The 22,503-nt window shown below is 64.3% G+C and carries 27 protein-coding genes and 1 pseudogene; 15 read left to right on the top strand and 13 right to left on the bottom strand.

Features of this window, described 5'->3' with window-relative positions; translation table 11 throughout:
* The first annotated feature begins 67 nt into the window (after window positions 1–67).
* Both JC607_RS20010 and JC607_RS20005 read left to right on the top strand, forming a co-directional pair.
* A complete protein-coding gene (locus tag JC607_RS20010; protein ID WP_198838598.1) occupies window positions 68–661 on the top strand; it encodes an SDR family NAD(P)-dependent oxidoreductase in 594 nt (197 codons plus the stop codon).
* Between the two features lie 61 nt (window positions 662–722).
* Complete coding sequence (locus JC607_RS20005) at window positions 723–1,181, top strand: carboxymuconolactone decarboxylase family protein (protein WP_198838597.1); 459 nt, start codon at window positions 723–725, stop codon at window positions 1,179–1,181.
* On the opposite strand, the gene JC607_RS20000 is transcribed toward JC607_RS20005, so the two are convergent.
* Window positions 1,178–1,714, bottom strand: coding sequence for a TetR/AcrR family transcriptional regulator (locus JC607_RS20000; RefSeq protein WP_198838596.1), 537 nt, complete (start codon window positions 1,712–1,714; stop codon window positions 1,178–1,180). The two genes, JC607_RS20005 and JC607_RS20000, sit on opposite strands and share 4 nt — an antisense overlap.
* 85 nt (window positions 1,715–1,799) lie before the next feature.
* On the opposite strand from JC607_RS20000, the gene JC607_RS19995 reads away from it, so the two are divergent.
* The 3 genes from JC607_RS19995 to JC607_RS19990 are packed head-to-tail and all read left to right on the top strand — an operon-like array spanning window position 1,800 to window position 3,895.
* A complete protein-coding gene (locus JC607_RS19995; protein WP_233093038.1) occupies window positions 1,800–3,185 on the top strand; it encodes an MFS transporter in 1,386 nt (461 codons plus the stop codon).
* The gene (locus JC607_RS25525; RefSeq protein ID WP_233093037.1) at window positions 3,146–3,325 is read left to right on the top strand and encodes a hypothetical protein; all 180 of its coding nucleotides are present in this window, start codon (window positions 3,146–3,148) and stop codon (window positions 3,323–3,325) included. The genes JC607_RS19995 and JC607_RS25525 overlap by 40 nt, the downstream gene beginning before the upstream one ends.
* Before the next feature lie 30 nt (window positions 3,326–3,355).
* Entirely contained in the window at window positions 3,356–3,895 is a 540-nt protein-coding gene (locus tag JC607_RS19990; protein WP_198838595.1) for a GNAT family N-acetyltransferase, read from the top strand.
* Window positions 3,896–3,909: 14 nt separating this feature from the next.
* Here JC607_RS19990 and JC607_RS19985 read toward each other — a convergent pair whose 3' ends face one another.
* Window positions 3,910–5,124 (bottom strand): benzoate/H(+) symporter BenE family transporter, encoded by a 1,215-nt coding sequence (locus JC607_RS19985; RefSeq protein ID WP_198838594.1) that lies wholly within the window; start codon window positions 5,122–5,124, stop codon window positions 3,910–3,912.
* Window positions 5,125–5,331: 207 nt separating this feature from the next.
* Between JC607_RS19985 and JC607_RS19980 the strand changes: the two genes are divergently transcribed.
* A complete protein-coding gene (locus JC607_RS19980; RefSeq protein WP_198838627.1) occupies window positions 5,332–5,850 on the top strand; it encodes a GntR family transcriptional regulator in 519 nt (172 codons plus the stop codon).
* Here JC607_RS19980 and JC607_RS19975 read toward each other — a convergent pair.
* Window positions 5,835–6,296, bottom strand: a pseudogene (locus JC607_RS19975) (IS481 family transposase); the annotation flags it as partial. The gene JC607_RS19980 and the pseudogene JC607_RS19975 sit on opposite strands and share 16 nt — an antisense overlap.
* A 168-nt stretch (window positions 6,297–6,464) precedes the next feature.
* Between JC607_RS19975 and JC607_RS19970 the strand changes: the two are divergent.
* From JC607_RS19970 to JC607_RS19960, 3 genes are read left to right on the top strand one after another with little or no spacing between them, the layout of a single operon-like run.
* Window positions 6,465–7,811: a hypothetical protein gene (locus tag JC607_RS19970; RefSeq protein ID WP_198838593.1), complete on the top strand. Its 1,347-nt coding sequence runs from the start codon at window positions 6,465–6,467 to the stop codon at window positions 7,809–7,811.
* Window positions 7,808–8,335, top strand: a complete 528-nt coding sequence (locus JC607_RS19965; RefSeq protein ID WP_198838592.1) for a DUF2249 domain-containing protein — start codon at window positions 7,808–7,810, stop codon at window positions 8,333–8,335. Before JC607_RS19970 ends, JC607_RS19965 begins: the two co-directional genes overlap by 4 nt.
* Window positions 8,328–8,612: a metal-sulfur cluster assembly factor gene (locus JC607_RS19960; RefSeq protein WP_198838591.1), complete on the top strand. Its 285-nt coding sequence runs from the start codon at window positions 8,328–8,330 to the stop codon at window positions 8,610–8,612. Before JC607_RS19965 ends, JC607_RS19960 begins: the two co-directional genes overlap by 8 nt.
* A gap of 37 nt (window positions 8,613–8,649) precedes the next feature.
* Here JC607_RS19960 and JC607_RS19955 read toward each other — a convergent pair whose 3' ends face one another.
* Window positions 8,650–9,855, bottom strand: coding sequence for an NnrS family protein (locus JC607_RS19955; RefSeq protein WP_198838590.1), 1,206 nt, complete (start codon window positions 9,853–9,855; stop codon window positions 8,650–8,652).
* Between the two features lie 208 nt (window positions 9,856–10,063).
* On the opposite strand from JC607_RS19955, the gene nirK reads away from it, so the two are divergent.
* From nirK to JC607_RS19935, 4 genes are all read left to right on the top strand, one after another.
* Complete coding sequence (gene nirK, locus JC607_RS19950; RefSeq protein ID WP_198838589.1) at window positions 10,064–11,188, top strand: copper-containing nitrite reductase; 1,125 nt, start codon at window positions 10,064–10,066, stop codon at window positions 11,186–11,188.
* Window positions 11,189–11,269: 81 nt separating this feature from the next.
* Window positions 11,270–12,088 carry an SUMF1/EgtB/PvdO family nonheme iron enzyme gene (locus tag JC607_RS19945; RefSeq protein WP_198838588.1) on the top strand — a complete coding sequence of 273 codons (819 nt, stop codon included), beginning with the start codon at window positions 11,270–11,272 and terminating at the stop codon, window positions 12,086–12,088.
* A 107-nt stretch (window positions 12,089–12,195) separates the two neighbouring features.
* On the top strand, window positions 12,196–12,903 hold the full coding sequence (locus JC607_RS19940) for a Crp/Fnr family transcriptional regulator (RefSeq protein ID WP_370584898.1): 708 nt from the start codon (window positions 12,196–12,198) through the stop codon (window positions 12,901–12,903).
* 137 nt (window positions 12,904–13,040) lie between these two features.
* Window positions 13,041–13,478, top strand: a complete 438-nt coding sequence (locus tag JC607_RS19935) for a pseudoazurin (RefSeq protein WP_198838587.1) — start codon at window positions 13,041–13,043, stop codon at window positions 13,476–13,478.
* A gap of 6 nt (window positions 13,479–13,484) precedes the next feature.
* Here the strand turns inward: JC607_RS19935 and JC607_RS19930 are convergent, their stop codons facing one another.
* Complete coding sequence (locus JC607_RS19930) at window positions 13,485–14,150, bottom strand: NnrU family protein (RefSeq protein WP_198838586.1); 666 nt, start codon at window positions 14,148–14,150, stop codon at window positions 13,485–13,487.
* Between the two features lie 32 nt (window positions 14,151–14,182).
* Here JC607_RS19930 and JC607_RS19925 point away from each other — a divergent pair, with 32 nt between their 5' ends.
* Window positions 14,183–14,899 (top strand): Crp/Fnr family transcriptional regulator, encoded by a 717-nt coding sequence (locus JC607_RS19925; protein ID WP_198838585.1) that lies wholly within the window; start codon window positions 14,183–14,185, stop codon window positions 14,897–14,899.
* Window positions 14,900–14,906: 7 nt separating this feature from the next.
* On the opposite strand, the gene JC607_RS19920 is transcribed toward JC607_RS19925, so the two are convergent.
* From JC607_RS19920 to JC607_RS19895, 6 genes are read right to left on the bottom strand one after another with little or no spacing between them, the layout of a single operon-like run.
* Complete coding sequence (locus tag JC607_RS19920; protein ID WP_198838584.1) at window positions 14,907–15,152, bottom strand: cytochrome C oxidase subunit IV family protein; 246 nt, start codon at window positions 15,150–15,152, stop codon at window positions 14,907–14,909.
* Between the two features lie 5 nt (window positions 15,153–15,157).
* Window positions 15,158–15,694, bottom strand: coding sequence for a cytochrome c oxidase subunit 3 (locus JC607_RS19915; RefSeq protein WP_198838583.1), 537 nt, complete (start codon window positions 15,692–15,694; stop codon window positions 15,158–15,160).
* A gap of 14 nt (window positions 15,695–15,708) precedes the next feature.
* Window positions 15,709–17,631 carry a nitric oxide reductase activation protein NorD gene (locus tag JC607_RS19910; protein WP_198838582.1) on the bottom strand — a complete coding sequence of 641 codons (1,923 nt, stop codon included), beginning with the start codon at window positions 17,629–17,631 and terminating at the stop codon, window positions 15,709–15,711.
* A gap of 4 nt (window positions 17,632–17,635) precedes the next feature.
* Complete coding sequence (locus JC607_RS19905) at window positions 17,636–18,451, bottom strand: CbbQ/NirQ/NorQ/GpvN family protein (RefSeq protein WP_198838581.1); 816 nt, start codon at window positions 18,449–18,451, stop codon at window positions 17,636–17,638.
* A 4-nt stretch (window positions 18,452–18,455) separates the two neighbouring features.
* Window positions 18,456–19,826: a cbb3-type cytochrome c oxidase subunit I gene (locus tag JC607_RS19900; protein WP_198838580.1), complete on the bottom strand. Its 1,371-nt coding sequence runs from the start codon at window positions 19,824–19,826 to the stop codon at window positions 18,456–18,458.
* Between the two features lie 12 nt (window positions 19,827–19,838).
* Window positions 19,839–20,291 carry a cytochrome c gene (locus JC607_RS19895; RefSeq protein WP_198838579.1) on the bottom strand — a complete coding sequence of 151 codons (453 nt, stop codon included), beginning with the start codon at window positions 20,289–20,291 and terminating at the stop codon, window positions 19,839–19,841.
* A 141-nt stretch (window positions 20,292–20,432) separates the two neighbouring features.
* On the opposite strand from JC607_RS19895, the gene JC607_RS19890 reads away from it, so the two are divergent.
* Window positions 20,433–20,690 carry a hypothetical protein gene (locus tag JC607_RS19890; RefSeq protein ID WP_198838578.1) on the top strand — a complete coding sequence of 86 codons (258 nt, stop codon included), beginning with the start codon at window positions 20,433–20,435 and terminating at the stop codon, window positions 20,688–20,690.
* Here JC607_RS19890 and JC607_RS19885 read toward each other — a convergent pair.
* Window positions 20,682–21,881, bottom strand: a complete 1,200-nt coding sequence (locus tag JC607_RS19885; protein ID WP_198838577.1) for an NnrS family protein — start codon at window positions 21,879–21,881, stop codon at window positions 20,682–20,684. The two genes, JC607_RS19890 and JC607_RS19885, sit on opposite strands and share 9 nt — an antisense overlap.
* Window positions 21,878–22,354, bottom strand: coding sequence for an ATP-binding cassette domain-containing protein (locus JC607_RS19880; RefSeq protein WP_198838576.1), 477 nt, complete (start codon window positions 22,352–22,354; stop codon window positions 21,878–21,880). The genes JC607_RS19885 and JC607_RS19880 overlap by 4 nt, the downstream gene beginning before the upstream one ends.
* Window positions 22,355–22,503 lie beyond the last annotated feature (149 nt).

The following is a 22,503-nucleotide window of genomic DNA, read 5'->3' as shown; positions in this document are numbered from 1 at the left end:
GAGGGGTGCGAGCTTGTTCTTTGCGGCAGAAGGGATGCCGACCATTCAGACATTCGCGACATGGTGATTGCACGTTCTGCGCGCACCTAGGCTTTCTGCGCTGGATCTGGCCGATGCAAACATTGTCGAGACATGTGTTGCAACGATTGCCAGCCTCACATCGCGGGTCGCTATCGTGATCAACAATGGCGCAATGTGGTTGGAGGCTTGGTCTGGGTCCTATGCCCTGGACGAGGTGCTTGCGGTTATCAATGCGGCGATTTCGGGCACTTTTCTGCTTTTCCAGGGGCTGCACCCGCTGATGGAAAACTCGGAGGAGCCAGATGTTCTGACGATCGGCTCGATCAGCGGCTTGCCAAATGCGGCGCTGCAATCGGTATCGGTACCCTTCTATGCCGCCAAGCGCGGCCAGGTCGCGCTGGCCGAGGGATGGCTTCAGGCGTTCAGGGGCAGCAGGTTCCGCTCGCTCCAGGTGAACCCGCCCTATCTGGACGAGGTTTTGCCGGGCCAGCAGGACTGGGACGAGGTCGAAACTCGCGGGAAAGACGCCCGCGCCACCAGCCGCGACGTGGTCGAGGCGGGGCTTGTCGCGCTGACGCGGCCGCGCCATATCTCGCTGACCATTGAGCCCGATGCGGATGACGGGGGCCTTTTCCCCTGATAGGGGGAACCGCGTGGAATAGGGCCGCCGCCCGGCCTCCAGGTTTCAGGGAGTCATGAGCATGTCTGTCAGGATGAACTATTACGCCGCCGCGCCAGAGGTGATGAAGGCGATGATGGCGCTTGATGAGGCGACGAACCAGGTCTCGATCCCGCTGATCCTGCGTGAGCTGATCAAGTTGCGTGTGTCGCAGATCAACGGCTGCGCCTATTGCCTGAACCTGCACGCGCCCGAGGCGCGCGCGGCGGGTGTCCCGCAGCAAAAGCTGGACGTTCTGTCGGCCTGGCGCGAAAGCCCCGCCTTTGATGCACGCGAGCGCGCCGCGCTGGCCTGGGCCGAGGCGCTGACCCGTCTGGAAAGCACCGGCGCGCCTGATGCGGATTACGCGGCCCTCGCGGAAGTCTTTGATGAGCGGGAGCGAGTGGAGCTGACCCTCATCACCAATACGATCAACGCTTGGAACCGCTTTGCCGTCGGCTTCCGCTCGCAGCATCCGGTGGGCACCCGCGCGCGGGGCTAACCCGTCACGCGGGACAGGATCGCCTCGACATCATCGAGCATTCCGGTCCAGGTGCCGTCTTCATCTATGCCATTGATCCGCATCAGAAACAGGCCTTCCACCGCAAGGAAGGCCACCCGCGCCGCCTGCGCTTCGAGTGATGGTCCGCCGAGGCGGGCAAAGATCCCGTGATACCAGTAGCGGGTTTCTCGCAGGGTGGCGGGGTCTTCGAGGTAATTGACCATCAGCGCAGCCATCTTGGCGTTCATCGCCTGTTGCGATTGCCGGGTCACCGCGATGTAGTGCCGGACGAAGCTGACCGGGTCCGCCCCCGGCTCATCGCCCAGAAGCGCGTCGAACTGGCTGGTCCAGCGGTCGATCAGTGCGCGAACCAGCGTGTCTTTGCTGGCGAAGGAATATTGCACGCCCCCTTTCGAGATGCCCGCCGCCTGCGCCAGCGCGCCGATGGTCAGCGCGGCTCCGCCGCCATGGCGCACGATCTCTTCAGCGAGATCCAGTAATCTGTCACGGCTGATTGTCGGTTTTCTGCCCATCTTCCCTATGGCTCACTTACATTTCAATTGAATTACATACGTATGTATTTATATCGGCGACTGCAATCGAATCCGTAGGTTTCCCATGTCCGTCTCTCCACCTGATCCGAAACGCTGGCTTGTCCTGCTGGCGGTGATGCTGGCCTTCTTGCCGGTCGTTCTCGACATTACAATCCTGCATGTCGCTGTACCCCGCCTCACCCAGGCCCTGGGCGCCTCGGGGACCGAGGTCTTGTGGATCATCGACATCTATCCGCTGCTGATGGCGGGCCTTCTGGTGCCGATGGGCACTCTGTCCGACCGGGTCGGCAACCACCGGATCCTGCTGACGGGGCTGGTCATCTTTGCCATGGCCTCGGCCTGGGCTGCCTTCGCGCAAAGCGCGGCAGAGCTGATCGGGGCGCGGGTCATGCTGGCGCTTGGCGGGTCGATGATCATGCCCTGCGTGCTGGGCCTTATCCGCAAAACCTTTGAGGATGACGCCGAGCGCGCAATGGCACTTGGGCTTTGGGGCACCGTCGGCGCTGCTGGGGCGGCACTCGGCCCGCTGGTGGGCGGCGCGCTGCTGGAGCATTTCTGGTGGGGGTCTGTCTTCCTGATCAACGTGCCGGTCATGCTGATCGTGGCCCCGGCCTGCTGGCTGCTGCTGCCTCGCAACGAGCTGACGGTGCCCGGGAAATGGGCCATCGGTCAGGCGCTGCTGCTGATCGCGGGGATGATTTCCATGGTCTACGGCATCAAGGCCGGGTTCGGGGGCAAGCACGCCTGGCCGGTGATCACCCTCGTGCTGGTGTTTGGCATTGCGATGCTGGCGCTGTTTGCGCGCAAGCAGTTGCGGTCGCCCGAGCCGATGCTGGACCTGTCGCTGCTGTCGCACCCCGCCATCGTCGCCGGGCTGATCATGGCGATTGTCGCCACCGGCGCACTGGCGGGGGTGGAGCTGACGCTGGCGCAGGAACTGCAATATGTTCTCGGCAAGACCCCGCTTCAGGCCGGGATCTTCATGATCCCGATCATGGCGGCGGCGGCCATTGGCGGGCCGATTGCGGGCTATCTGTCCAATCACTTCGGGCTGCGGCGGGTTGCCAGCCTCTCGCTGGTCCTTGCCGCAGCGGCGCTTGCCTATATCGCGCAGAGCGACTTCCACGACCCCGGCTTTACCGTGCCTACGGCGCTGGCCGTACTTGGCCTGACGCTCAGTATCGGGCTGACGGCCTCGTCCATCGCGATCATGGGTTCGGTCGAAGCCAGCAAGGGGGTGGGGCTGCCGGGTCACTGGAAGCCACCGGCTACGAGCTGGGAACCGGCCTCGGCATCACGTTTTTCGGCGTCTTCATGTCCGGCGTGTTCAGCCACGCAATCGAATTGCCCGCGAGTCTGCCGCCCGCTCTCGCAGAGCAGGCCGCCCGCAGCATCGGCGACAGCTATATCGTGGCGAGCGAACTGGGTGGCGCGCAGGGTGCCGCCCTGATCGAGGCCGGAAAGGCTGCCTTCACGCAGACCCATTCCGTACTGCTGAGCACCTCGGCCATCCTGATCCTGATCCTGTCAGGGGTGGTTTACATCGCCCTCGCCAGTTACAGCAAACCCGCCGGATCGCCGGCACACTGAGCGGCACGCGCCGCAATGGAGCCATGTGTCATGCAGCCGATCGAGACTGAACGACTCATCCTGCGCAACTTTCAGGAGGGTGATGCAGAGCGGCTGTTCGCCTATCTGCACACACCCGTATCCAGCTGCTTTCTGGACCTGAAACTTACGGATCTGGCGGCGGCCCGTGCGGATGCGGTGGCGCGCAGCGGCGATGACCAGCAGATCGCGGTTGCGCTGAAGGGTTCCGGTCAGCTGATCGGGGATCTCTTCGCCCATCCCGAAGCGGAAGAGCCCGACACCGTCTCGGCCGGCTGGAACTTCAACCCGGCCTTCGCGGGCCGGGGTTTTGCTCTTGAGGCGGCGCGGGCGCTTTTCGATCACCTCTTCAGCACTGCAGGCACGCGCCGCCTCTATGCCTATGTCGAGGATCATAACACCCGCTCGCGCCAGCTTTGCGAAAGGCTGGGGATGCGGCATGAGGGGACATTCGTCGAATATGTCACCTTCAGCAGCGATGCGGCAGGCGAGCCGATTTATGAGAACACCATGCAATACGCGATCCTGAGTCGCGAATGGGAAAAGGGCTGACCGGGAGCCCCCGGTCAGGCGGCTTTCCGTCTGCCACCCGTCAGGATCGCCCAGGCGATCAGACCAATCACCAGCCCCCAAAAGGCCCCGCCAATGCCCAGAAACCGGATATTCGCCGCCGAGGCGAGGAAGGTGATCAGCGCCGCTTCGCGCATGGCGGGGTCCGCCATCGCGCTGGCAAGGCTCCCCCCGATGGTTCCAAGCAGCGCCAGCCCGGCCAGTGCGGTGATGAAGACGGCCGGAAAGGTCATGAACAGGCTGGCCAGCGTCACGCCGAAAATCCCGATCATCGTATAGAACAGCCCCGCCGCGATACCGCCGATCCAGCGCTTTGCCGGGTCGTCATGCGCCTCTTTGCCGGTGACGATGGCTGCCGTGATCGCCGCGACGTTGACCGCGTGTGACCCGAACGGTGCCATCAGCAGCGAGCCGAGGCCCGTCACCGTCACGATGGGGCTGGCGCTGACCTGATAGCCGTCATTCCGCAGCACCAGCATGCCCGGCATATACTGGCCGGTCAGCGTGATCAGGAAGAGCGGCAGCGCAACGCTCAGCGCCGCATTCAGGGTGAAGACCGGCTGGGTCAGAACCGGGATCGCGAATTCCAGCGTCAGGCCCGACAGATCGACCTGACCCCGCAGCAAAAGCCAGGCAAGGCCGATCAGCAGGATGCCGACAATCGCGTAGCGGGCCGTAAAGCGCTTCAACACCAGATAGCTGGCAACCAGCAGCCCGATCAGCGCCGGATCGGTGCTGGCCCCGCCAAACGCACCGATCCCGAATTGCAAAAGCACCCCTGCCAGCAAGGCGGCGGCAATGGCGGGTGGAATCAACCGGATCAGCCGGTCAAAGAGCCCCGAGAGACCAAGGATCACAAAGGCCAGGCCTGAGAGGATATAGGCCCCGATGGCCTCGGGGTAGCTGACGGTGCCAAGTGCGGTGACCAGAAAGGCCGCCCCCGGCGTTGACCAGGCGGTGATCACCGGCATGCGGTAGTAGCAGCTGAGCAAAAGCCCCGTCAGCCCGACGCCGATTGACACCGACCAGACCCAGGAGGCCGTCTGCGCGGGATCAAGCCCGGCGATCCGCGCGGCCTGAAACACCAGGATGAAGGTGCCGCCATAATTGACAATGACCGAGACCAGTCCGGCAATGGTCGGATTGAGCAGATCCCGCGCGCGCAGGCGGGTCGGAGAGGCGGCATCTCGCGCAGTGGGTGGGGTAGACACGGTGGCAGGGTCTCTCACTTTCGCAGGCGAAACTGCCTGCATCCCCCTGATCACCGATTTCGGTCCGGTCAGGCCCGTCCAATTCGCTTATCATCGCCAGACCATTTCCGGGACCGAAGCCCGGCTCTCAGGTAAAAAGCCCTGTCATGCTCTGTGTAGTTGTGTGAGGCCGTGACAAGGCTCTCGCATTTGGCAATCCAAATTGGCATGGTTTTAGTTCAGTCTACTCATATTAGGTCAGTCCATTTGTTCCGTCATACCCAGCTTGAAACAGTGAAGGCCTGGCTGATCCAGCCCGATCATGCCGGCCTGCCACTCCATGCTCGCATCCAGCGGGCGATCCGTCAGCTGATCCTGGACGGGGCACTGACGGCAGGCAAACCCCTGCCTGCGACGCGCGGTCTTGCGAGCTCTCTCGGGGTGTCGCGCGATACGGTCGAGGCCGCCTACAGCCAGCTTCACGCCGAAGGGTTTATCCAGCGCAGGGTCGGCAGCGGCAGTTTCGTAGCAGAGATCCGCGACCTGCATCCCGCGCCGCGCCGGATCAGGTCACCGGCTGCGGCGCGGGGCGCGATGGGTCTCAGCGCCCGCGGCAGCGCCATACTAGCCAGCAATGGCACCAATAGCGGCGGCCCCCGGCGGCTCTTTCAGCAGGGCCTGCCCGAGACACGCAATTTCCCGTTGCGGGTCTGGGAGCAGCTGGAACGCCAGGCGACAAAGAGATAGAGCTTACCTTCTCCGGTCTGCACCTCGGCGATATCGATATGGAAGTAGCCGATGGGGTAATGCTTGAACCGCTGTCGTTTCGGCTTGTCGCCATCCACTTCCGGCAGGAGCGATATGCCGTGGCGTTGAAGGCAACGGTGCAGGGCCGAGCGTGTCAAATGCGGAAGAGAGGAATGCAAAGCATAGAGGCAATCATCCAATGGCAGCAGCGTATGCCGCCTGAAGGCCACGACCACCGCTTCCTCCTCCCCGCTCAGCACCGTCGAACGAGGCTCTTTCGGCCCCGTCTTCATGTCCGCGACCGTCTGACGTTTTCGCCACTTTGCAACGGTCTTGGGATTAATGCCCAGTTCGCAGCTCAGCGCCGCGGTCGAAGCCGCCGATCGCTGTGTTGCTGCTCGGATGGCGTGCGTGGTCGTGGCGCTGCCGTGACGAATTTGTCCGATAGGGCCTCCTTCCATTCCAAAGAAAGGGTCGCACCATCAAACGGCTCACTTCTGAGCGGTAATCAACAGGCAGGCGGCTGGCACGGCTTCCTCCAAGCTATTTGATAAAGAACAATGACGCTCTTCCGTATCTTGGTATCTTCAGGACCGGGCTTCCGAGGGATAAAGATGCCGGGAAAATCACTTTCACCCTGGACGCTGAGCTGGTTCGGAGCCGCGATGATGGCGCTTGTGCTCTCACTTTTGCTGGCACTGGCGACGGGTATCGGCCCGGAGGATTTTGACCGGCCAGAGGCGCTTGCGATTGTGCATCTCTTTGCGCTTGGCTGGCTGGCCCAGGTCATGCTGGGCGCGCTGGTCCAGTTCGTGCCGGTGCTCGCCGCGCGCCCGCTTGCCTTTTCTCGCCTCGCTCTGCCGGCTTTGCTCACCTCCTCATTCGGGACACTGGCACTGGCCGGAGGATTTCTCAGCCTTGACGGGTATGACATCGCCCGACCCTTCTTTCTGCTGGGGCCGGTTGCTCTGGGGCTCAGCTTTGCGATGCTGGCGGTGATGATCCTTTCGACCCTGATCACGCGGCAAACCCTGCGCCTGCCAGAGGTCAGGATGGTGATTGTCGCGCTGGCGGGTCTCGCGGGTCTCTGGCTGAGCGGGGCCGCGATGGTCTCGACCCTGACAGGCAGCCGCCTCGCAGTCGATATAAGCCAGGCACTTCCCCTGCATATGCTGTTCGGCATAGGCGGGTTTCTGACTTTTGCGGCCTGCGGCGTCAGCTACAAACTCTTTGCCATGTTTCTGCTGGCGCCCGAAGCGGCCAGCTGGCAGCGGCGCGCGGTGTTTGCACTGGCGGCGCTGATGGCAGGGCTGATGATGACCGGGCTCGTCATGCTCGCGGGGGCTGGCAGCGTGGCACCCCTGCTGATCGGAGTTTGCGGGATTTCGCTGGCGGGATGCGCGCTTTATCTCGACGATGTTCGTCGCCTCTGGCGCGCGCGCAGGCGCCCCACCCCCGAGCTGAACATGTCCTGCAGCCGGGTGGCGCTTGCCTTCCTCGCGCTTTCGGTGCTGCTTTTGCCCTTCGCAATCTGGCAGGGCGGCGCGCTGGCCCGGGCCAGCGTCTTCGCGGCGCTTGTTGGCTGGCTGTCGACACTCACCCTTGCGCAGATGATCCGCATCACCGCCTTTCTGACCTGGATCCAGATTTTCGCGCCGCTGATCGGGCGGCGCAAGGTACCTGTCGTGCAAAGCCTGACCCATCCGCGCCGCGCGGGCCCCGCGCTGACGATCTGGAGCCTCTCTGCCGGGATCGGCACGCTTTCCCTCGCAACCGGCTTTCACGCAGGCTTTCGTCTCGCGCTTTGCGGCCTGCTGATTGCCGCGACACAGATCCTGTGCGAGCTGGTGGCGATCCGCTGCCTCTCGCATCTGGCACCACCCGAGCGCCCCGCACGCCTGCCGCCCCTGATCCTGCCCAGCCTTATGAACCCCCCGCATTCCGCAGAGAACCAGATATGACAACGCCCCCTCCCCATGAGCTTGATGTCCGCCCGATCCTTGCGCAGGGTGAAGAGCCCTTCGGCGCCATCATGGCGGCGATTGATTCGCTTCAGCCCGGCCAGGCGCTCAGGCTGCTGGCGCCGTTCCGGCCCGCGCCTTTGTTCAATGTCATGGCCAATCGCGGCTTTGACTGCGCCGACCGGCGGCGCGATGACGGGGTCTGGGAAGTGACCTTTACCCCCCAGGGCAGCGGTCTTGCCGATGTGGGCATGGCGCCGGGATCGGCCCCCGGTGCAGGGTTCTGGCCCGATCCGGTGCTGGAGCTGGAGCTGATCGGGCTGGAACCGCCAGAGCCGATGGTGCGCATCCTGGAAGAGATCACCGCGCTGGAACCCGGTCAGGTGTTGTTTGCGCTCCTTGACCGCGAGCCGATGTTTCTCTTTCCCGAACTCGCGCAGCGCGGCCATGAATGGGCGGGGAATTATGCCGGCGACGGCCAGAGCTACCGGCTGATGGTGCGGGCGGGGGCGAAGGATGACTGACCTTGCCGCCGGACTGGAACAGACGCTGCGCAGGGTGGTTGACCCGGAAACCGGACGCGACCTGATCGCAATGGGGATGATATATGAGGCGCGGATCGCAGGAACTTGCGCCCATGTCACCATGACCACCACAACGCGCGGCTGCCCTTTGACGGAAATGCTGCGCCTCGGCGTCGAGGCGGCGCTGCTGGCGATGGCAGGCATTGAGACGGCCGAGGTCCGCCTCACCTGGGATCCGGCCTGGACGCCCGAACGGATGGAGCCGCTGAGCCTCTGAACCAAAAGGGCAGCTTTCGCTGCCCTTTTTCTGTCGGTCAGGCCCCCTCGCCGCGCGGCTTTCTGCGGACCCGGATCAGCATCGGGCCATATTCCAGAATGAACAGCGTGAAGGCGAGGATCCAGAGCGTCCCCGAAGCCTCCATCACCCCCGGCCAGCCGGTCAGATCCGCCAGTGGCCTCGCCAGTGCCGCCGCGAAAAGGCTCAGGTAAGAGGCAATGGTCAGACCAGAGGCCGCAAGCGGCCTGCCGGTATGGCCGCGCGTGGCCCGCGTCATCACCGCCAGCATCATCGTGGCGATCACGCCCACCGTCAGCACATGCAGCGCGGAAACCGGCTGGATCACCCCGAGCGCGGCCAGTGCAATGGCAATCAGCCCCAGCGGCACGAAAGCATAGGCAAGATGCAGCACCATAAGCAGCCATTCCGCCCTGACCGATGCCCCGCGCCAGCGCACGAGCCGCGCCATGTTCAGCGCCGCCGCGACCAGCGCAGGGGCTGCGATCAGCCGCTCTTCCGGCGCGAAGGTCCAGGCGGCCAGCGCCAGGGCGGAAAAGACAATCACCCCCATATCAAAGCGGTTATAGGCCACGGGCATCAGGGTCACCCCGCGCTGGTTCAGCCAGTTGCGGGTAAAGCTCGGGATGATGCGGCCACCGATGATCAGGATCAGCGCGACATAGCCCGCCACCGCACCGCGCAGCCACAGATGCGGATCACCGCCCAGATGCAGCGCGAGGTGAAAGCCCAGATTGCCGAGGCAGATGGCGAAGACCCCGGCCAGCACCTTCAGGTCATTCCATTTGCGGCCCCGGATGATCTCTCGCGCGCAAAGCGCCAGGAACACCGGCAGGAAGGCTGCATCCAGAAAGGAGGCAAGGACGGTGCCGGTCACCCCCGCGCAGGCCATCGCGATGCGCCCCGCCAGCCACAAACCCACCAGCCCGATCAGCGGGCGCCCCGCGACCGGCAGGCTGCCGGTCCAGTTCGGGATCGCGGTCAGCAAGAACCCCGCCAGCACCGCAGGCGCAAAGCCGAAGACCATCTCATGCGCGTGCCAGAGGGGGGCACCGAAATCGCCGCCCAAAGGCAGCCCCTTCGCCAGCGCGAGGATCCAGAGCACCATGGTCACGACCGCCCAGACCGCGCCGCCAAGGAAAAACGGGCGGAACCCATAGGACCAGATCGCAGGACCGTCCTGTTTCAGGCCGCGCGGAATACGGGGGCGTTTTGAGTCGTTCATGGTGCTGATTCTTTCGAAGGCCCTTGGGCGATTTGTCCAGGATCTAGAGCGGAAATCTCTCTGCTCTTTGTGCTGTCGCAAGCAAGGGACCATTTCGCAGGCCAAAGGTTGATCCGGCTCAACGAAGGCGGCGTCAGACCAGGGCATGATTGGCTTAACCGGATCAGAACCGAAACCAATTCAGTGACATGAGCGAAAGGAACCAGCCATGCCCACCCTGCCCGTAAGCCGCCGCACCATCCTTGCCGGCGCCGCCATTGCAGGCGCGATGACCCAGATGCGCCAGGCCGCCGCCGAAACGAAAGAGGTGCTGACCCCTGCGGCGGCGACCGACATCGCCAGCCTGCCGCGCGTCAAGGTGAAGCTGGTCGATCCGCCCTTTGTCCATGAACATGAACAGGTCGCGACCGGCGGCCCGAAAGTGGTCGAATTCGAGATGACCATCATCGAGAAGAAGATCACGCTTGACGACAGCGGTGCGACCTATTGGGCCTCGACCTTCAACGGCACGGTGCCGGGGCCGCTGATGGTGGTGCATGAGGGCGATTATGTCGAACTCACGCTGATCAACCCTGACACCAACGAGCTGATGCACAATATCGACTTCCACAGCTCGACCGGCGCGCTTGGCGGCGGGGCGCTGACCCAGGTGAACCCGGGCGAGAAAACCGTGCTGCGCTGGAAAGCCACGAAGCCAGGTGTCTTCGTCTATCACTGCGCCCCTCCGGGCATGGTGGCCTGGCATGTGGTCTCGGGGATGAATGGCGTGATCATGGTGCTGCCGCGCGACGGGCTGAAAGGCCGCAACGGCGAGCCGGTCACCTATGACAAGGTCTATTACATCGGCGAGCAGGATTTCTATGTGCCGCGCGACGAAGCCGGCAACTGGAAGCAATATGACAGCCCCGGCGAGAGCTATGAGGATACGCTGGCCGTGATGCGGACGCTCACGCCGACCCATGTGGTCTTCAATGGCGCGGTCGGTGCTCTGACCGGCGACCATGCGATGACGGCAAAGGTCGGCGAGACGGTCGCTTTCATCCACGGCCAGGCCAACCGCGACACGCGGCCCCACCTGATCGGCGGGCATGGCGATTATGTCTGGGCAACCGGCAAGTTCAACAACCCGCCCGAGCGCGGTCTGGAAACCTGGTTCATCCCAGGCGGAACCGCCGGCCTGATGGTCTATACCTTCGAGCAGCCCGGGGTTTACGCCTATGTGAACCACAATCTGATCGAGGCCTTCGAGCTTGGCGCCGCCGCCCATGTGGTCGTCGAGGGCGAGTGGAACGATGATCTGATGATGCAGGTTCTGGCCCCCAGCCCGATCTGATCACGGGCCGATCTGATCCGGCACCACCCCCGCCCGCTGCGCAGGCCATGTGCAGCGGGCCATTTTCACGGGAGATCTGCCATGCAAATCGGCACCCTGTTCCTTTCGGGCGTCGTGACCGCTCTTGCGGGCCTCTTGCCGCTCGCGCTGCCCGAGACGGCCAGTGAGCCCCCGCCGGAGGGGCCTCAGGTGGTGCGGCTCGACCCTCAGCCCTTTGAACATCGCATTGATGGCGACTGGCAAAGGGGCGGCCTGCCCGCAGATGCGCCGCTTGTTGTCGTCTCGATCCCGGCGCCGGTCGATATTATGGCGGTCCCGGTCAGCCATGGCGACTGGATGGACTGCGTGAACGCAGGAGCCTGCACGCCTCCGGGGCATATCGCCGCTCAACCCGATCTGCCGGTGACGGCGGTGAGCTGGCATGATGCCCAAAGCTATGCCGCCTGGCTGTCAGCGCGCGGCGGCGAGACCTGGCGCCTGCCCACCGATGTTGAATGGGCCCATGCGGCGGCGGAGCTTTTCCGCGACGATGCCCTTGGCGTCGAGAGCGATCCCGCTAACCCCGCCGTGCGCTGGCTGGCGGAATATCAGGTTGAATCGGCGCGCTCGCGCAATCTGGACCGCGAGATCCGGCCCGTGGGCCGCCTGAACGTCAATTCGCTGGGGGTGCATGATATCGGCGGCGCGGTCTGGGAATGGACCTCGACATGCCTGCGGCGCGGCGAGATCGATGCGCAAGGCCGCATCCTGCGCGAGACGGAAAGCTGCGGCATCTATATCGCCGAGGGGCTGCACCGGGCCGCGATGATCGACTTTGTCCGCGATCCGAAATCGGGTGGCTGCTCGGTCGGCGTGCCGCCGGCCAATCTGGGGTTCCGGCTGGTGCGGGAGGTGAGCTGAGCCGCGTCTGGTCTGTCGGGGGCGCCTCCGGCGGGAGTATTTGGGTCAGGATGAATATCAATGCTTTGCTTCTGCCCCGTTTTGCGGCACCGAAGGGAAAGGTCTGAGTGAAAGCGCAAAGCGTGGCGATTGACATTTCCCTGGTGCGAAATCTTCCCCTGTTCCGTCAGATGGAACCGGCGGCGCTGACGCGTCTGATGACGCGCGCCACACCTGTGCGGATTTTGCAGGGCGATACGGTTTTCGAGCAGGGCGGCGAGGCGGTGGCCTTTTACCTCTTGCTGCATGGGCGGCTGAAGGTCAGCCAGGTCACCCCTGATGGCCAGCAGGTCATGGTCCGGGTGGTGCATCCCGGGGATCTTTTCGGTTTTGCCCGGGCCCTGGCGCGACCCGACTATCCCGGCACCGCAAAGGCTGCGGTGGAATCGCTGGTAATTTCATGGCCAATGGCGGACTGGGATGCGGTGGTGGAGAACAATCCCCGCCTTGCGATCAATGCGATGCAGACCATCGGCCAGCGGCTGGATGAAGCCCATACAAGGCTGCGCGAGATGTCGACCCAGGAAGTGGAGCGCCGCGTGGCCCATGCCGTTTTGCGCCTTGCCGAAAAGGCGGGCCGGATCGAGGCGGCGGGAACGCGCATCGACTTTCCCATCACCCGCCAGGATATTGCCGAAATGACCGGCACCACGCTGCACACCGTCTCGCGGCTGCTTTCGTCATGGGAGGGCCAGGGGCTGGTGGAAGGCGGGCGGCAGAAACTGACCGTAGTCGACGCCGCCGCGCTGGCAAAGATCGCCGATCCCGAAGGCTGAGGCCCGCGCCGGGCAGCTGCTCAGAAAAGATATTTGCTGCTTTGTTCTTTGCGTTTACGCAAAGTCCGGGCGGCATCCCCGGCCTAGATTTCCCTCAACGGACCGGAACCCCGATCCGCATGACCCGGAGATCTGACATGAAACTTGCCACCCTTCTCGCCGCTCCCACTTTCGTTCTTGCGCTTGCAGGGGCAGGCTTTGCTGCCGAACACGAAGTCCATATGCTGAACAAGGGCGAAAGCGCAACCATGGTGTTCGAGCCCGCCTACGTGAAGGCCGAGCCCGGCGACACCATCCATTTCATCCCGACCGACAAGAGCCATAACGTCGAGGCGATCAAGGATATTCTGCCCGAAGGCGTCGAGGTCTTCAAAAGCAAGATCAATGAGGAATATGTGCTGACCGTCACCGAGGCCGGGCTTTACGGCGTGAAATGCACCCCGCATTTTGCCATGGGCATGGTGGCTCTGATCCAGGTCGGCGATGCGCCTGCGAACCTTGAGGCCGCCAAAACCGCCAAGATGGCCAAAAAAGCCCGCGAGCGGATGGATGCGGCAATCGCTCAGGTGCAATGATCTGCCTCAGGGCAAGGGCGACACCCCGATGACATGCGGATGGGCGGCAAGAACTGCCGCCCATATTGCTGCGAAAGCCAGCAGGCGGGGCAGCGTCAGGGCGGGGATAAGCCGCAGAGGGCGCGGCAGGTTCGCGGTCTCCGCTGCGAGGCGGTGCCACTCCGCATCCCCCATTTCCCGGCGACGGCGACGGTCCAGCATCCCCATCCCCATAAGGCAGAAGACTGCGAAAACGCCAAAGAGGATCACATGCGCCAGATCGCCGTTGACCAGAAGATGCGCCGCCGACCACAGGAACAGCGCCCAGAGAAGCGGATGGCGCGCAAAGCCCGCAATGCCGGGGCGCGCCGGGTCAAATCCAGTGCGGCGCCCGCCGAAACTCAGCGGATTGGGGCGAGTTGCGGCCAGCACAAAGATCAGAAGGGCGAGTGGCATCAGGATATTGGTCGCCCACCGCATCCAGGGATAGTGCGGCCAGACTTCGATATAGGGCGCGCGGCCCGCTGCGATCACCACCCAGACGAGCACCGCCAGCGAAAGGGCGCCAAAGACCGCACCATAGCCAGCCCGGCCGAGGCGCTGTTTCAGCCCCGCCTTGACCGCAGGCATGGCCGGAATCGCGTGGCTTGCGAAAAAAGCCGCCAGTGCCAGTGCAAAGTTCAGCCAGTCCATATGCTGTCTCCCTGTCCGAAAGGCCAAAGCCCATGCGCCCGACCCTGACCCCGCTCCACCGCAGGATCGCCTGCCAGTCGCGGCTTTTCTCCAGCCTGCCCCCCGAGATTGCGACACGGTTGCTCGACGGCGCGCATGTCAGAAAGCTCAGACGCGGGCAAGCGCTGTTCCATCACGGCGATACGGCGCAGGCGATCCATATCGTGACAGAGGGCTGGGTGAAGCTCTACCGGATTGCGCCGAACGGCACCGAGGCGGTGGTCGGCGTGATGACCCGCGGCCAGAGCTTTGGCGAGCCGATCGCGCTGCGCCGGGCCGCCTATCCCGTTTCTGCCGAGGCAACGACTGCCGCCGAGGTGCTGGCGGTTCCCGCGCAGGGCTTTCTGGATCTCCTGCACGCGCATCCCGAAACCGCGATCTCGGTTCTCTCGGCGACTTTTCTGCATCTGCAGGGGCTTGTGGAACAGATCGAGCAGCTGAAGGCGCGCTCTGGCGCGCAGCGGGTGGCGGAATTCCTGCTGGAGTTGTGCCCCGAAGGCGCGGAAAGCGCGACCGTGCGGCTGCCCTATGACAAGGCACTGATCGCCGGGCGGCTGGGGATGAAACCCGAAAGCCTCAGCCGCGCCTTTGCCCGGCTGCGCGATTTCGGGGTGAGCGTGACCCAGACCAGCGCCGCCATCGCCTCGGTCACGGCGTTGCAGGCGCTGGCCCATGATGATGGTTCCGGCGCTTTCAGCCGCGCTATCTGAGGGCCCGCTATCTGAGGGTGAGCGCATAGCCCGCTCCGATCAGACAGAGCCATATCCCGATCGGCACTGTGAAGGCCGAAAGCCAGCCCGGTGCCGCGCCCAGATGCAGGAAGCGGCCAAGGATCAGCCGCGCCTTCAGGGAGGCAAGCCCCAGCACGGCGATCACCGCAAGCCGGCCAGAGACACCGGCAAGCGCGGTGGTCGCCGCTGTCAGCGCGATGAGGGCGCCCCATGTTTTGGTCAGGGGGTCCATGCTCTTCACCAGATCAGCCAGATTGCGGGCAGGATCAGCACCCAGACCAGATCCACCATATGCCAGAACATCGCACCGGCCTGCACCGCGTCGGGGCGCGCGCGGCGAGCGACCAGCAACAAGACCACCACACCCGCGATCACATGCGCCGCGTGAAAGCCGCTGAGCAGGTAGTAAAAGGTAAAGAACGGGTGGCTGTCGATGCCGATCCCCGCCCTGATGTCCTGGGTATATTCCCCCCCCTTAACGATCAGAAAGATCACGCCGCCCAGGGCCGCCAGAAAGAGCCCCCGGCGCGCTGTTGCCTCCTGGCCCGCAAAACCCGCCCGCTCGGCCCGGGCCGCAAAGAGGCCCGAAGTTACCAGAACGACCGTGTTCAGCGTGGCCATCCGCCCGTCCAGCTGTCCCTGCGCCTGGGCGAACCCCTCGGGGTCCATCAGGCCGAGGATCACCATGACCGAGACCCCCGCCATAAAGACCGCCAGCTCGGAGACGATCAGCACCCAGAGGATCAGCTCGCCCGGCAGATCGTCGATTGTCATGGCGCGCGCCGCCATCACAGCACCAGCTGGCGGTAGATTTCGGGCAGCGCGGTGATCAGGCGGTCGGGTTCGCGGATCACCTGGAAACCTCCCTGGCCGAAGATCCTCGGGAACCAGCTTTGCGCATCGCGGTCGATGGTGATGCCGAAGACCGCATGGCCGGCGCGGCGCGCCTCACGCACGGCCATGGCGCTGTCCTCGATGCCATGGCGGCCCTCGTAATGGTCGAGGTCATTGGGTTTGCCATCGGTGATCACGATCATCAGCCGGCGCGAACGGCCCTCCTGCGTGAGGCCGTGCGAGGCATGGCGGATCGCCGCGCCGAGACGGGTGTAGAACCCAGGCCGCAGCGCGTGGATGCGGGCCTCAATGCCCATGCCCATCGGCTCGTCAAAGCCCTTGCAGTCATGGATCCAGACCCGGTCGCGTTTCAGGGACGAAAAGCCCTGGACCCTGAAACGGTCGCCGCAGGCCTCAAGCCCCCAGGCCAGCGCCGTCAGCGCCTGGCGCGCGATGTCGATCACCGCGCGGCCCGTCACGGCGCTTTCGGTTGATCGCGAGACATCCATCAGGATCGAGACCGCCAGATCGCGGTTTTCAGGCCGTGACTGCTGCCAGATCCGGTCAGAACCCCGGCCCGTGGCGCGCAGATCGGTGACACTGCGCAGGGCCGCGTCAAGGTCGAGATCCTCGCCATCGGGCTGGGCGTGATGGATCAGCTTGGCCGGGCGCAGAGCCTCGAACTGGCGTTTCACGGCGCGGATGCGGCGGCGGGCGGCCTCATCGGTAATGCCCTGCCAGTCGGGCGCGGGTTCGGTGGGCATCGCCAGCACGCGGCAGTGATCGGGCAGATACGCATTCGCCCGCGCATCCCATTCGGGATAGGTCGAGACGCCCGCAATCCGTTCACGGTCCACATCCGCGGGCGCGAGGTCGAGATGCAGTTTCAGCTTTGTCGCCGGAGCCTGAGAGAGCTGGCCAAGCACGATTTCCTCATGGTCCTCCGCCGCTTTCTTCGCATTGTCGAGGTCATCGTCCTCGACACGGCGATTGATGTTCATCATCTCGGCCCAGGTCAGCATGGCCTCGAATTTATAGAGGATCAGGCTGTCTTTGCGTTCGACCTGATCGGCCTTCATGCGGCGCGCTTTACGGGCGGAGCCGTCACCCGATTCCTCGGGCGTGCCTTGCGTCGGCAGCGTGGCCACCTCGGTCGGATTGCCGCGCGAAAGCCGTCTGAGATCGGGCCAGAGCGGCACCGGAAGGAAGGGGCGGTAGCTTTTTGGCGCCTGCCAATGGGCGGGCGGATCGTCGTAATGCAGCAAAAGATCGGGCTCAAACGCGGCGGTGTCGCCAAGCAGGTGCCGGACCAGCCCCTCGATATGCGCCTCGGTACCGCGCAAGGCGGGGCGCTGGCGCAGGGCCAGATGCGCCGCGCAAAGATGGCTGTGAATATCGCGAAGACCGGGGGCGGCGGCGAGCGTGGCGCGGGTCATCACCATCCCCGCCCGGATCGCCGCCAAATCGGCGCGCAGCGGGTCAGTTTCCGGCGCAATGTCAGGCGCATGAGCGGCGGCGGCGGCCAGCCAGAGGTAAAGCGATTCATTATCCGCGCGCTCGGGGAAGGCCGCGATCTCCACCGGCAGACGCAGGGCCTCGCCGTCAAAACTGGCACGGGGCAGCTGTTCCGCGTCAAAGGCGAGCCAGCGCCGCCAGGAAATCCGGTGGCGCGAGGTCTCATCCGCCACCGGCTTCAACTCGACATCATGGTCACCGCCGAGGCCACGAAACAGCACGGCGATCCGGCCGCGCATTTCGTCAAACCGCACCGCAGCTGCGTCAAACCGCTCTGGCGGGTCCATGCGGGCGGCCAGCCGGTGCCAGAGCTTGCCGACGGTTTCCTCGGGCTCCCAGGGGGTGATGTCGAGATGGGCCATGGCGTTACCCCACCACAGCCACGGTCAGATCCATCAGCCCCCGGCGGGTGTCGGGATCGTCGGTCAGCGGCTCAATCATCGCGGCACGGATGGCGCGATTCAGATCCATCCCGCCGGCGATCAGGGTTGCGGCATAGACGACGAGGCGGGTGGAAACGCCCTCTTCCAGGTCCTGGCCTTTCAACCCGCGCAGCTTGCCCGCCAGACGCACCAAGAGCGACACCCGCCCCTCATCCAGCCCGCTTTCGCGCATCACCACAGGGATTTCATGCGCCGGTTTCGGGAAGGTGAATTCGACCGAGAGGAACCGCTGCCTCGTTGAGGGTTTCAGCGTCTTGAGAATGTTCTGGTAGCCGGGGTTATAGCTTGCCACGAGCATGAAGCCGGGGGCCGCCTGCAATTCCTCGCCTGTGCGGTCGATCGGCAGGATGCGGCGGTCATCGGTCAGTGGGTGGAGTACCACCGCCACGTCCTTGCGCGCCTCGACCACCTCATCAAGGTAGCAGATCGCGCCTTCCCGCACGGCGCGGGTCAGCGGGCCATCGACCCAAGAAGTCTCGCCACCCTTCAGCAGGTAGCGCCCGATCAGATCGGCGGCGGAAAGGTCATCATGGCAGGCCACGGTGTAAAGCGGCCGGGCCAGCTGCGCCGCCATATGGGTGACGAAGCGCGTCTTGCCGCAGCCGGTCGGGCCTTTCAGCAGCAAAGGCAGACGGTTGGCCCAGGCGGCGGCGAAGACATCGCATTCATCGCCCTGCGCCAGGTAGAAGGGGGCCTGAGCCCCCTCCCCATGATTTTTGGTCGCGAAATTGCCGTCCATGGGATCACTCCGCTGCATGTTTGATGACGGGGCCAGGCTCGATGATCTCGCGGCGCGGCACGAGGAGGGCGTAGAGCAGGATATAGACCCCGATCACCACCGCGACGCCCGAACCAAGCCGCATCCAGTAGAAGAGCGCGATCTGGTCCTGGACCTCCATGTAATACTGGCCCATGACACGCTGCAGATGGGTCTGGATGGTGCCTGCAAAGGTCAACACGAAGGTCATGAAGACCATCCCCGCCGACATCAGCCAGAAGCCGACCATGTTCAGCACCTGGTTATAGGGGTCGCGCTGTTTCAGGATCGGCAGCGCATAGGTGAAGAGCGCGAGATTGACGCAGACATAGGCGCCGTAGAAGGCCAGATGCCCGTGGGCCGCCGTCACCTGCGTGCCGTGGGTATAGTAGTTCACCCCGTGCAGCGTATGCAGGAACCCCCAGACGCCCGCGCCGAAGAAGGCGAGAACCGCGCAGCCGAGGCTCCACAAAAGCGCGGCCTTGTTTGGGTGATCGCGCCGCCCCTTCCAGACCATGACAAAGGCGAAGGCCATCATCGCAAAGAACGGCACCACCTCGAAAGACGAGAAGATCGAGCCGATCCATTGCCAGTAAGCGGGCAACCCGATCCAGAAATAGTGGTGGCCGGTGCCGAGGATGCCGGAAAACAGCGCGGTTGCGACAATGACATAGAGCCATTTCTCGACGACCTCACGGTCCACCCCGGTCAGCTTCAGCATCAGGAAGCCGAGGATCGAGGCCATGATCAGCTCCCACACGCCTTCGACCCAGAGATGGACCACGTTCCACCAGTATTGTTTGTCGAGCGCCAGGTTCTCGGGGTTGTAGAAGGAAAACAGGAACAAAAGCGCCAGCCCCCAGAGGCCAATCAACAGGATCGAGGAAATCACCGTCTTGCGCCCTTTGGCGACGGTCATGGTGACGTTCCACAGGAAGATCAGCGCCGCGACGACGATGCCCGCCTTGACCCAGCGGGGTTGTTCCAGAAACTCGCGACCCTCGCGACCCAGCAGGAAATTGCCCTCAAAGAGGTTGAAGAGATAGGTGACGACGACGCCCCCCGTGCCCAGCACCAGGATCGCCAGCTGGATATAGGCGGCTTTCACGGAATGGATCTCGCGCTCGGCCTCTTCCGGGATCAGGAAATAGGCCGCGCCGAAAAAGCCGGTCAGCAGCCAGACGATCAGCGAGTTGGTATGCAGCATCCGCGCCACCGAGAAGGGCAGCACTTCGGCGAGGAAATTCGGCTGGACATAGATATAGCCCAGCACGACGCCCATCGTCACCTGCACGGCGAAAAGGGCCAGCGCGACCAGGATATAGGCCAGCGCGATCTTTTGGGATTGGTATTTCATCTGCTTGCCTCCTCAGCCGGCATCATTCGGGGGCCAGCCCTGGGTGTTGATCTTTCCGGTCCAGATCAGGAAATCCGACAGCCCCCGGATGTCTTCGTCCGAGAGGTTGAATTGCGGCATCTGGCGGCGGCCCTCGACGCCCGAGGGTTGGGCCTCCATCCAGCCTTTCATGGTCTCGAATGCGGCTTCGGGATCGTCCTGGACGCCCCAGCGGGCCATGACATTGCCGACCTCGGGGGCGAAATAGGCCCCTTCGCCGAGGATCGAATGGCAATTCACGCAGGCTTTCTTTTCCCAGACATGTTTGCCGCGTGCGACGGAGTCGGTGATCCCCGCATGGTCGGTCGAGACATTGACGATGTACCAGTGGCCATGAATGAAAAGGCCGATGAAGATGAGGATGAAGAACAGGGACCCGCCGTAAAAGATGTTCCGGGCCATGCTCTTCGTCAGGACTTCGCGCATGGCGAGGGTCTCCCGGAGCTGTTGGCGATGGAACCGGCTTGCGCCCTGGAGGCGAGTCTCTCCTTAACAAAAGTCAAGGATGCGGGATTTCGCGCGTGGCAAAACCGGGCGGGCAGGACGTTGTCAACGCAGGAGGCCGGAATGGGACAGGAGATCAGGAGATCCGCCCCCTATTGGAGCGCGGGGAAGCTCGCGCTGCTGCTTTACATCTTCGCTGCGGCGGCGGTGGCGATCAATCTCTTCATGCTGGGGCTGTTGCTGCAGGCCTTCGGCTTTACCGCGCTGCCGCCGGTGACGGCACTGATCGCGGCGGGGCCGCTCGGGGTGCCAGCGGCCTGGGCTGCGGGGCGGTGGGTGCGTCATCTGCTGGATGAGGCGGACCAGAAGCCCTCAGTGTAGCTGTCCCAGCGTCGCAGGGTCGCGCAAGGCGGGCCAGTAGTCCCAGAGCCACAGCAGGAATTCCGCAGCCCAGGCCAGCGCCGCAAGCCCGTGCAAAGGGCCGAGCGGCCAGGGCATCAGCTCCATTTCAGGCAGCACGCGCAGGCAGGTGGCAAGCGCGATCAGCGCAAAGGCTGCTCTTGTGCGGCGCGAAAGCCCCAGACCCTGGCCGGTGTGAAACCGCCCCGCAATCGCCAGCACCGCCAGCACACCAAGGCCAAGCCCCCCCATCATTACCAGATGCAATGCCGCCGCCTCGGGCCATGGCGCCCCCAGCCTTGCCGCGCCAAGCGCCAGCATCCCGGCCCCCGAGAACCCCGCCGCCGCCATCAGCCCGAGGATCTCACAGCGCAAAGCCGCGCGGCCGATGAACCCCTCGGCCATCCGCTCCATCATCGCAGCCCCTGCGCCCAGCCAGAGCCAGCCGGTGACGGCGGGCGAGGCTCCGGCGAGGTCTGCGCACAGCGCCGCCGCCACCAGCCCCGGCGCAAGGTTCAGCCGCCCCGGATGCGGGCGGAAGGGCGATGTGCGGCCGCTCGGGTCCAGCACCTCATTGGTGACGGGAACGGTGATCCGCGCCAGCGTCAGGGCGAGCAGGCCCGCAAAAAGCAATGCCGCCAGCCGGACGATGCGCAGCGCCGTCTCTGCATCACCCAGGGCCATCTGCACCCTGGCAAAGGCGGCGAATAGAGTCAGCACCAGCACCCAGCCGGCGAAAGACAGCACGCGATCGGTGCGCTTTCGCCAGGACAGAACCAGCAAATAGCAGGGCAGAAACCCGAGCCAGACCAGATCGGCCAGCGCAGCGGGCCAGATCAGCAGATCAGCCCCTGTCAGGCCACAGATCCGGGCAAACCCCCAGGCAACAGCCAGACCCCACAGGGCCCGCCCTTGCAGGCGCGGTGTGTCGGTCCATTCCGGCGCGGCTGTGGTCAGAAAGCCAATCAGCGCCGCCCCCCAGGCACCGAAGATCATCTCATAGCCGTGCCAGACGCCGGGCGGCAGGTCGCCTGCGAAGGGCAGACCGAAGGACCAGAGCACCCCCCAGACCAGCGGCCAGAGGCCTGCATGCAGCGCCGCCAGCGGGAAGAAGATACGAAACCCCTCATCCGAGAGGATGCGGTGCAGCGGCATTTGCGCAGCATTGGTCATGACTGCCGCCTTTCGTCGAGATCGTGGATATGGGCGAACAGCGGGTCTTCGGCCAGGAAAACCTCGCGCTGCGCGAAAACCCATGGCTCGCGGCGAGTGGCGGGATCGCCTGCGATGATACGCTCGCCTGCGATCCCCTGGCCCATGGGATCAAGGACAAGGATGCGGTGGCTGATGCGGATCGCCTCCATCAGGTCATGGGTGATGAAAAGCGCGGAAAACCGGGCCGCAGCCGAGGCCCCGATCACCAGATCCTGCATCCGCCGCTTCAGCGCGACATCCAGCGCGGTGAAGGGCTCGTCGAAATAGAGGAAATCAGGGTCGGTGACGAGGGCGCGGGCAATGGCGCTGCGCTGGCGCATGCCACAGGACAGCTCGACCGGGTATTTGTCCAGGTCTTCCGGTGCAAGGCCCGCCGCCAGCGCTGCCGCCAGCACCCGGCTTGTGCGGGCCTTGCGCGGGACATGCGCCATTTTCAGCGCGAAGGGGCTTTGTTGCGCTATTCAGATTGCGTCCGCAGATACCCCTCGCCCGATTATCTTCAGCGCATGCGGACGGTCTCGGGCGTTCCGAGTGATGTGAAACGGTTCATGAGTGCGATACGGATCTGAACCTCTGCATC

The sequence above is a fragment of the Paracoccus sp. IB05 genome (assembly GCF_016405985.1).
Taxonomy (GTDB): Bacteria; Pseudomonadota; Alphaproteobacteria; order Rhodobacterales; family Rhodobacteraceae; genus Pseudogemmobacter.
This window is presented reverse-complemented; position numbering and strand designations above follow the sequence as displayed.

Bases quoted from the DNA above. Each gene is read 5' to 3' on its own strand.
- JC607_RS19935 (WP_198838587.1), top strand. From the start codon at position 13,041: ATGAAACTTGCCACCCTTCTCGCCGCTCCCACTTTCGTTCTTGCGCTT.
- JC607_RS19910 (WP_198838582.1), bottom strand. From the start codon at position 17,631: ATGGCCCATCTCGACATCACCCCCTGGGAGCCCGAGGAAACCGTCGGC.
- JC607_RS19995 (WP_233093038.1), top strand. From the start codon at position 1,800: ATGTCCGTCTCTCCACCTGATCCGAAACGCTGGCTTGTCCTGCTGGCG.
- JC607_RS19890 (WP_198838578.1), top strand. From the start codon at position 20,433: ATGGGACAGGAGATCAGGAGATCCGCCCCCTATTGGAGCGCGGGGAAG.
- JC607_RS19880 (WP_198838576.1), bottom strand. From the start codon at position 22,354: ATGGCGCATGTCCCGCGCAAGGCCCGCACAAGCCGGGTGCTGGCGGCA.
- JC607_RS19970 (WP_198838593.1), top strand. From the start codon at position 6,465: ATGCCGGGAAAATCACTTTCACCCTGGACGCTGAGCTGGTTCGGAGCC.
- JC607_RS20005 (WP_198838597.1), top strand. From the start codon at position 723: ATGTCTGTCAGGATGAACTATTACGCCGCCGCGCCAGAGGTGATGAAG.
- JC607_RS19895 (WP_198838579.1), bottom strand. From the start codon at position 20,291: ATGCGCGAAGTCCTGACGAAGAGCATGGCCCGGAACATCTTTTACGGC.
- JC607_RS19980 (WP_198838627.1), top strand. From the start codon at position 5,332: ATGGTTTTAGTTCAGTCTACTCATATTAGGTCAGTCCATTTGTTCCGT.
- JC607_RS19945 (WP_198838588.1), top strand. From the start codon at position 11,270: ATGCAAATCGGCACCCTGTTCCTTTCGGGCGTCGTGACCGCTCTTGCG.
- JC607_RS19915 (WP_198838583.1), bottom strand. From the start codon at position 15,694: ATGACAATCGACGATCTGCCGGGCGAGCTGATCCTCTGGGTGCTGATC.
- JC607_RS19930 (WP_198838586.1), bottom strand. From the start codon at position 14,150: ATGGACTGGCTGAACTTTGCACTGGCACTGGCGGCTTTTTTCGCAAGC.
- JC607_RS19905 (WP_198838581.1), bottom strand. From the start codon at position 18,451: ATGGACGGCAATTTCGCGACCAAAAATCATGGGGAGGGGGCTCAGGCC.
- JC607_RS19965 (WP_198838592.1), top strand. From the start codon at position 7,808: ATGACAACGCCCCCTCCCCATGAGCTTGATGTCCGCCCGATCCTTGCG.
- JC607_RS19920 (WP_198838584.1), bottom strand. From the start codon at position 15,152: ATGGACCCCCTGACCAAAACATGGGGCGCCCTCATCGCGCTGACAGCG.
- JC607_RS19925 (WP_198838585.1), top strand. From the start codon at position 14,183: ATGCGCCCGACCCTGACCCCGCTCCACCGCAGGATCGCCTGCCAGTCG.
- JC607_RS19955 (WP_198838590.1), bottom strand. From the start codon at position 9,855: ATGAACGACTCAAAACGCCCCCGTATTCCGCGCGGCCTGAAACAGGAC.
- JC607_RS19900 (WP_198838580.1), bottom strand. From the start codon at position 19,826: ATGAAATACCAATCCCAAAAGATCGCGCTGGCCTATATCCTGGTCGCG.
- nirK (WP_198838589.1), top strand. From the start codon at position 10,064: ATGCCCACCCTGCCCGTAAGCCGCCGCACCATCCTTGCCGGCGCCGCC.
- JC607_RS19990 (WP_198838595.1), top strand. From the start codon at position 3,356: ATGCAGCCGATCGAGACTGAACGACTCATCCTGCGCAACTTTCAGGAG.
- JC607_RS20000 (WP_198838596.1), bottom strand. From the start codon at position 1,714: ATGGGCAGAAAACCGACAATCAGCCGTGACAGATTACTGGATCTCGCT.
- JC607_RS19885 (WP_198838577.1), bottom strand. From the start codon at position 21,881: ATGACCAATGCTGCGCAAATGCCGCTGCACCGCATCCTCTCGGATGAG.
- JC607_RS19960 (WP_198838591.1), top strand. From the start codon at position 8,328: ATGACTGACCTTGCCGCCGGACTGGAACAGACGCTGCGCAGGGTGGTT.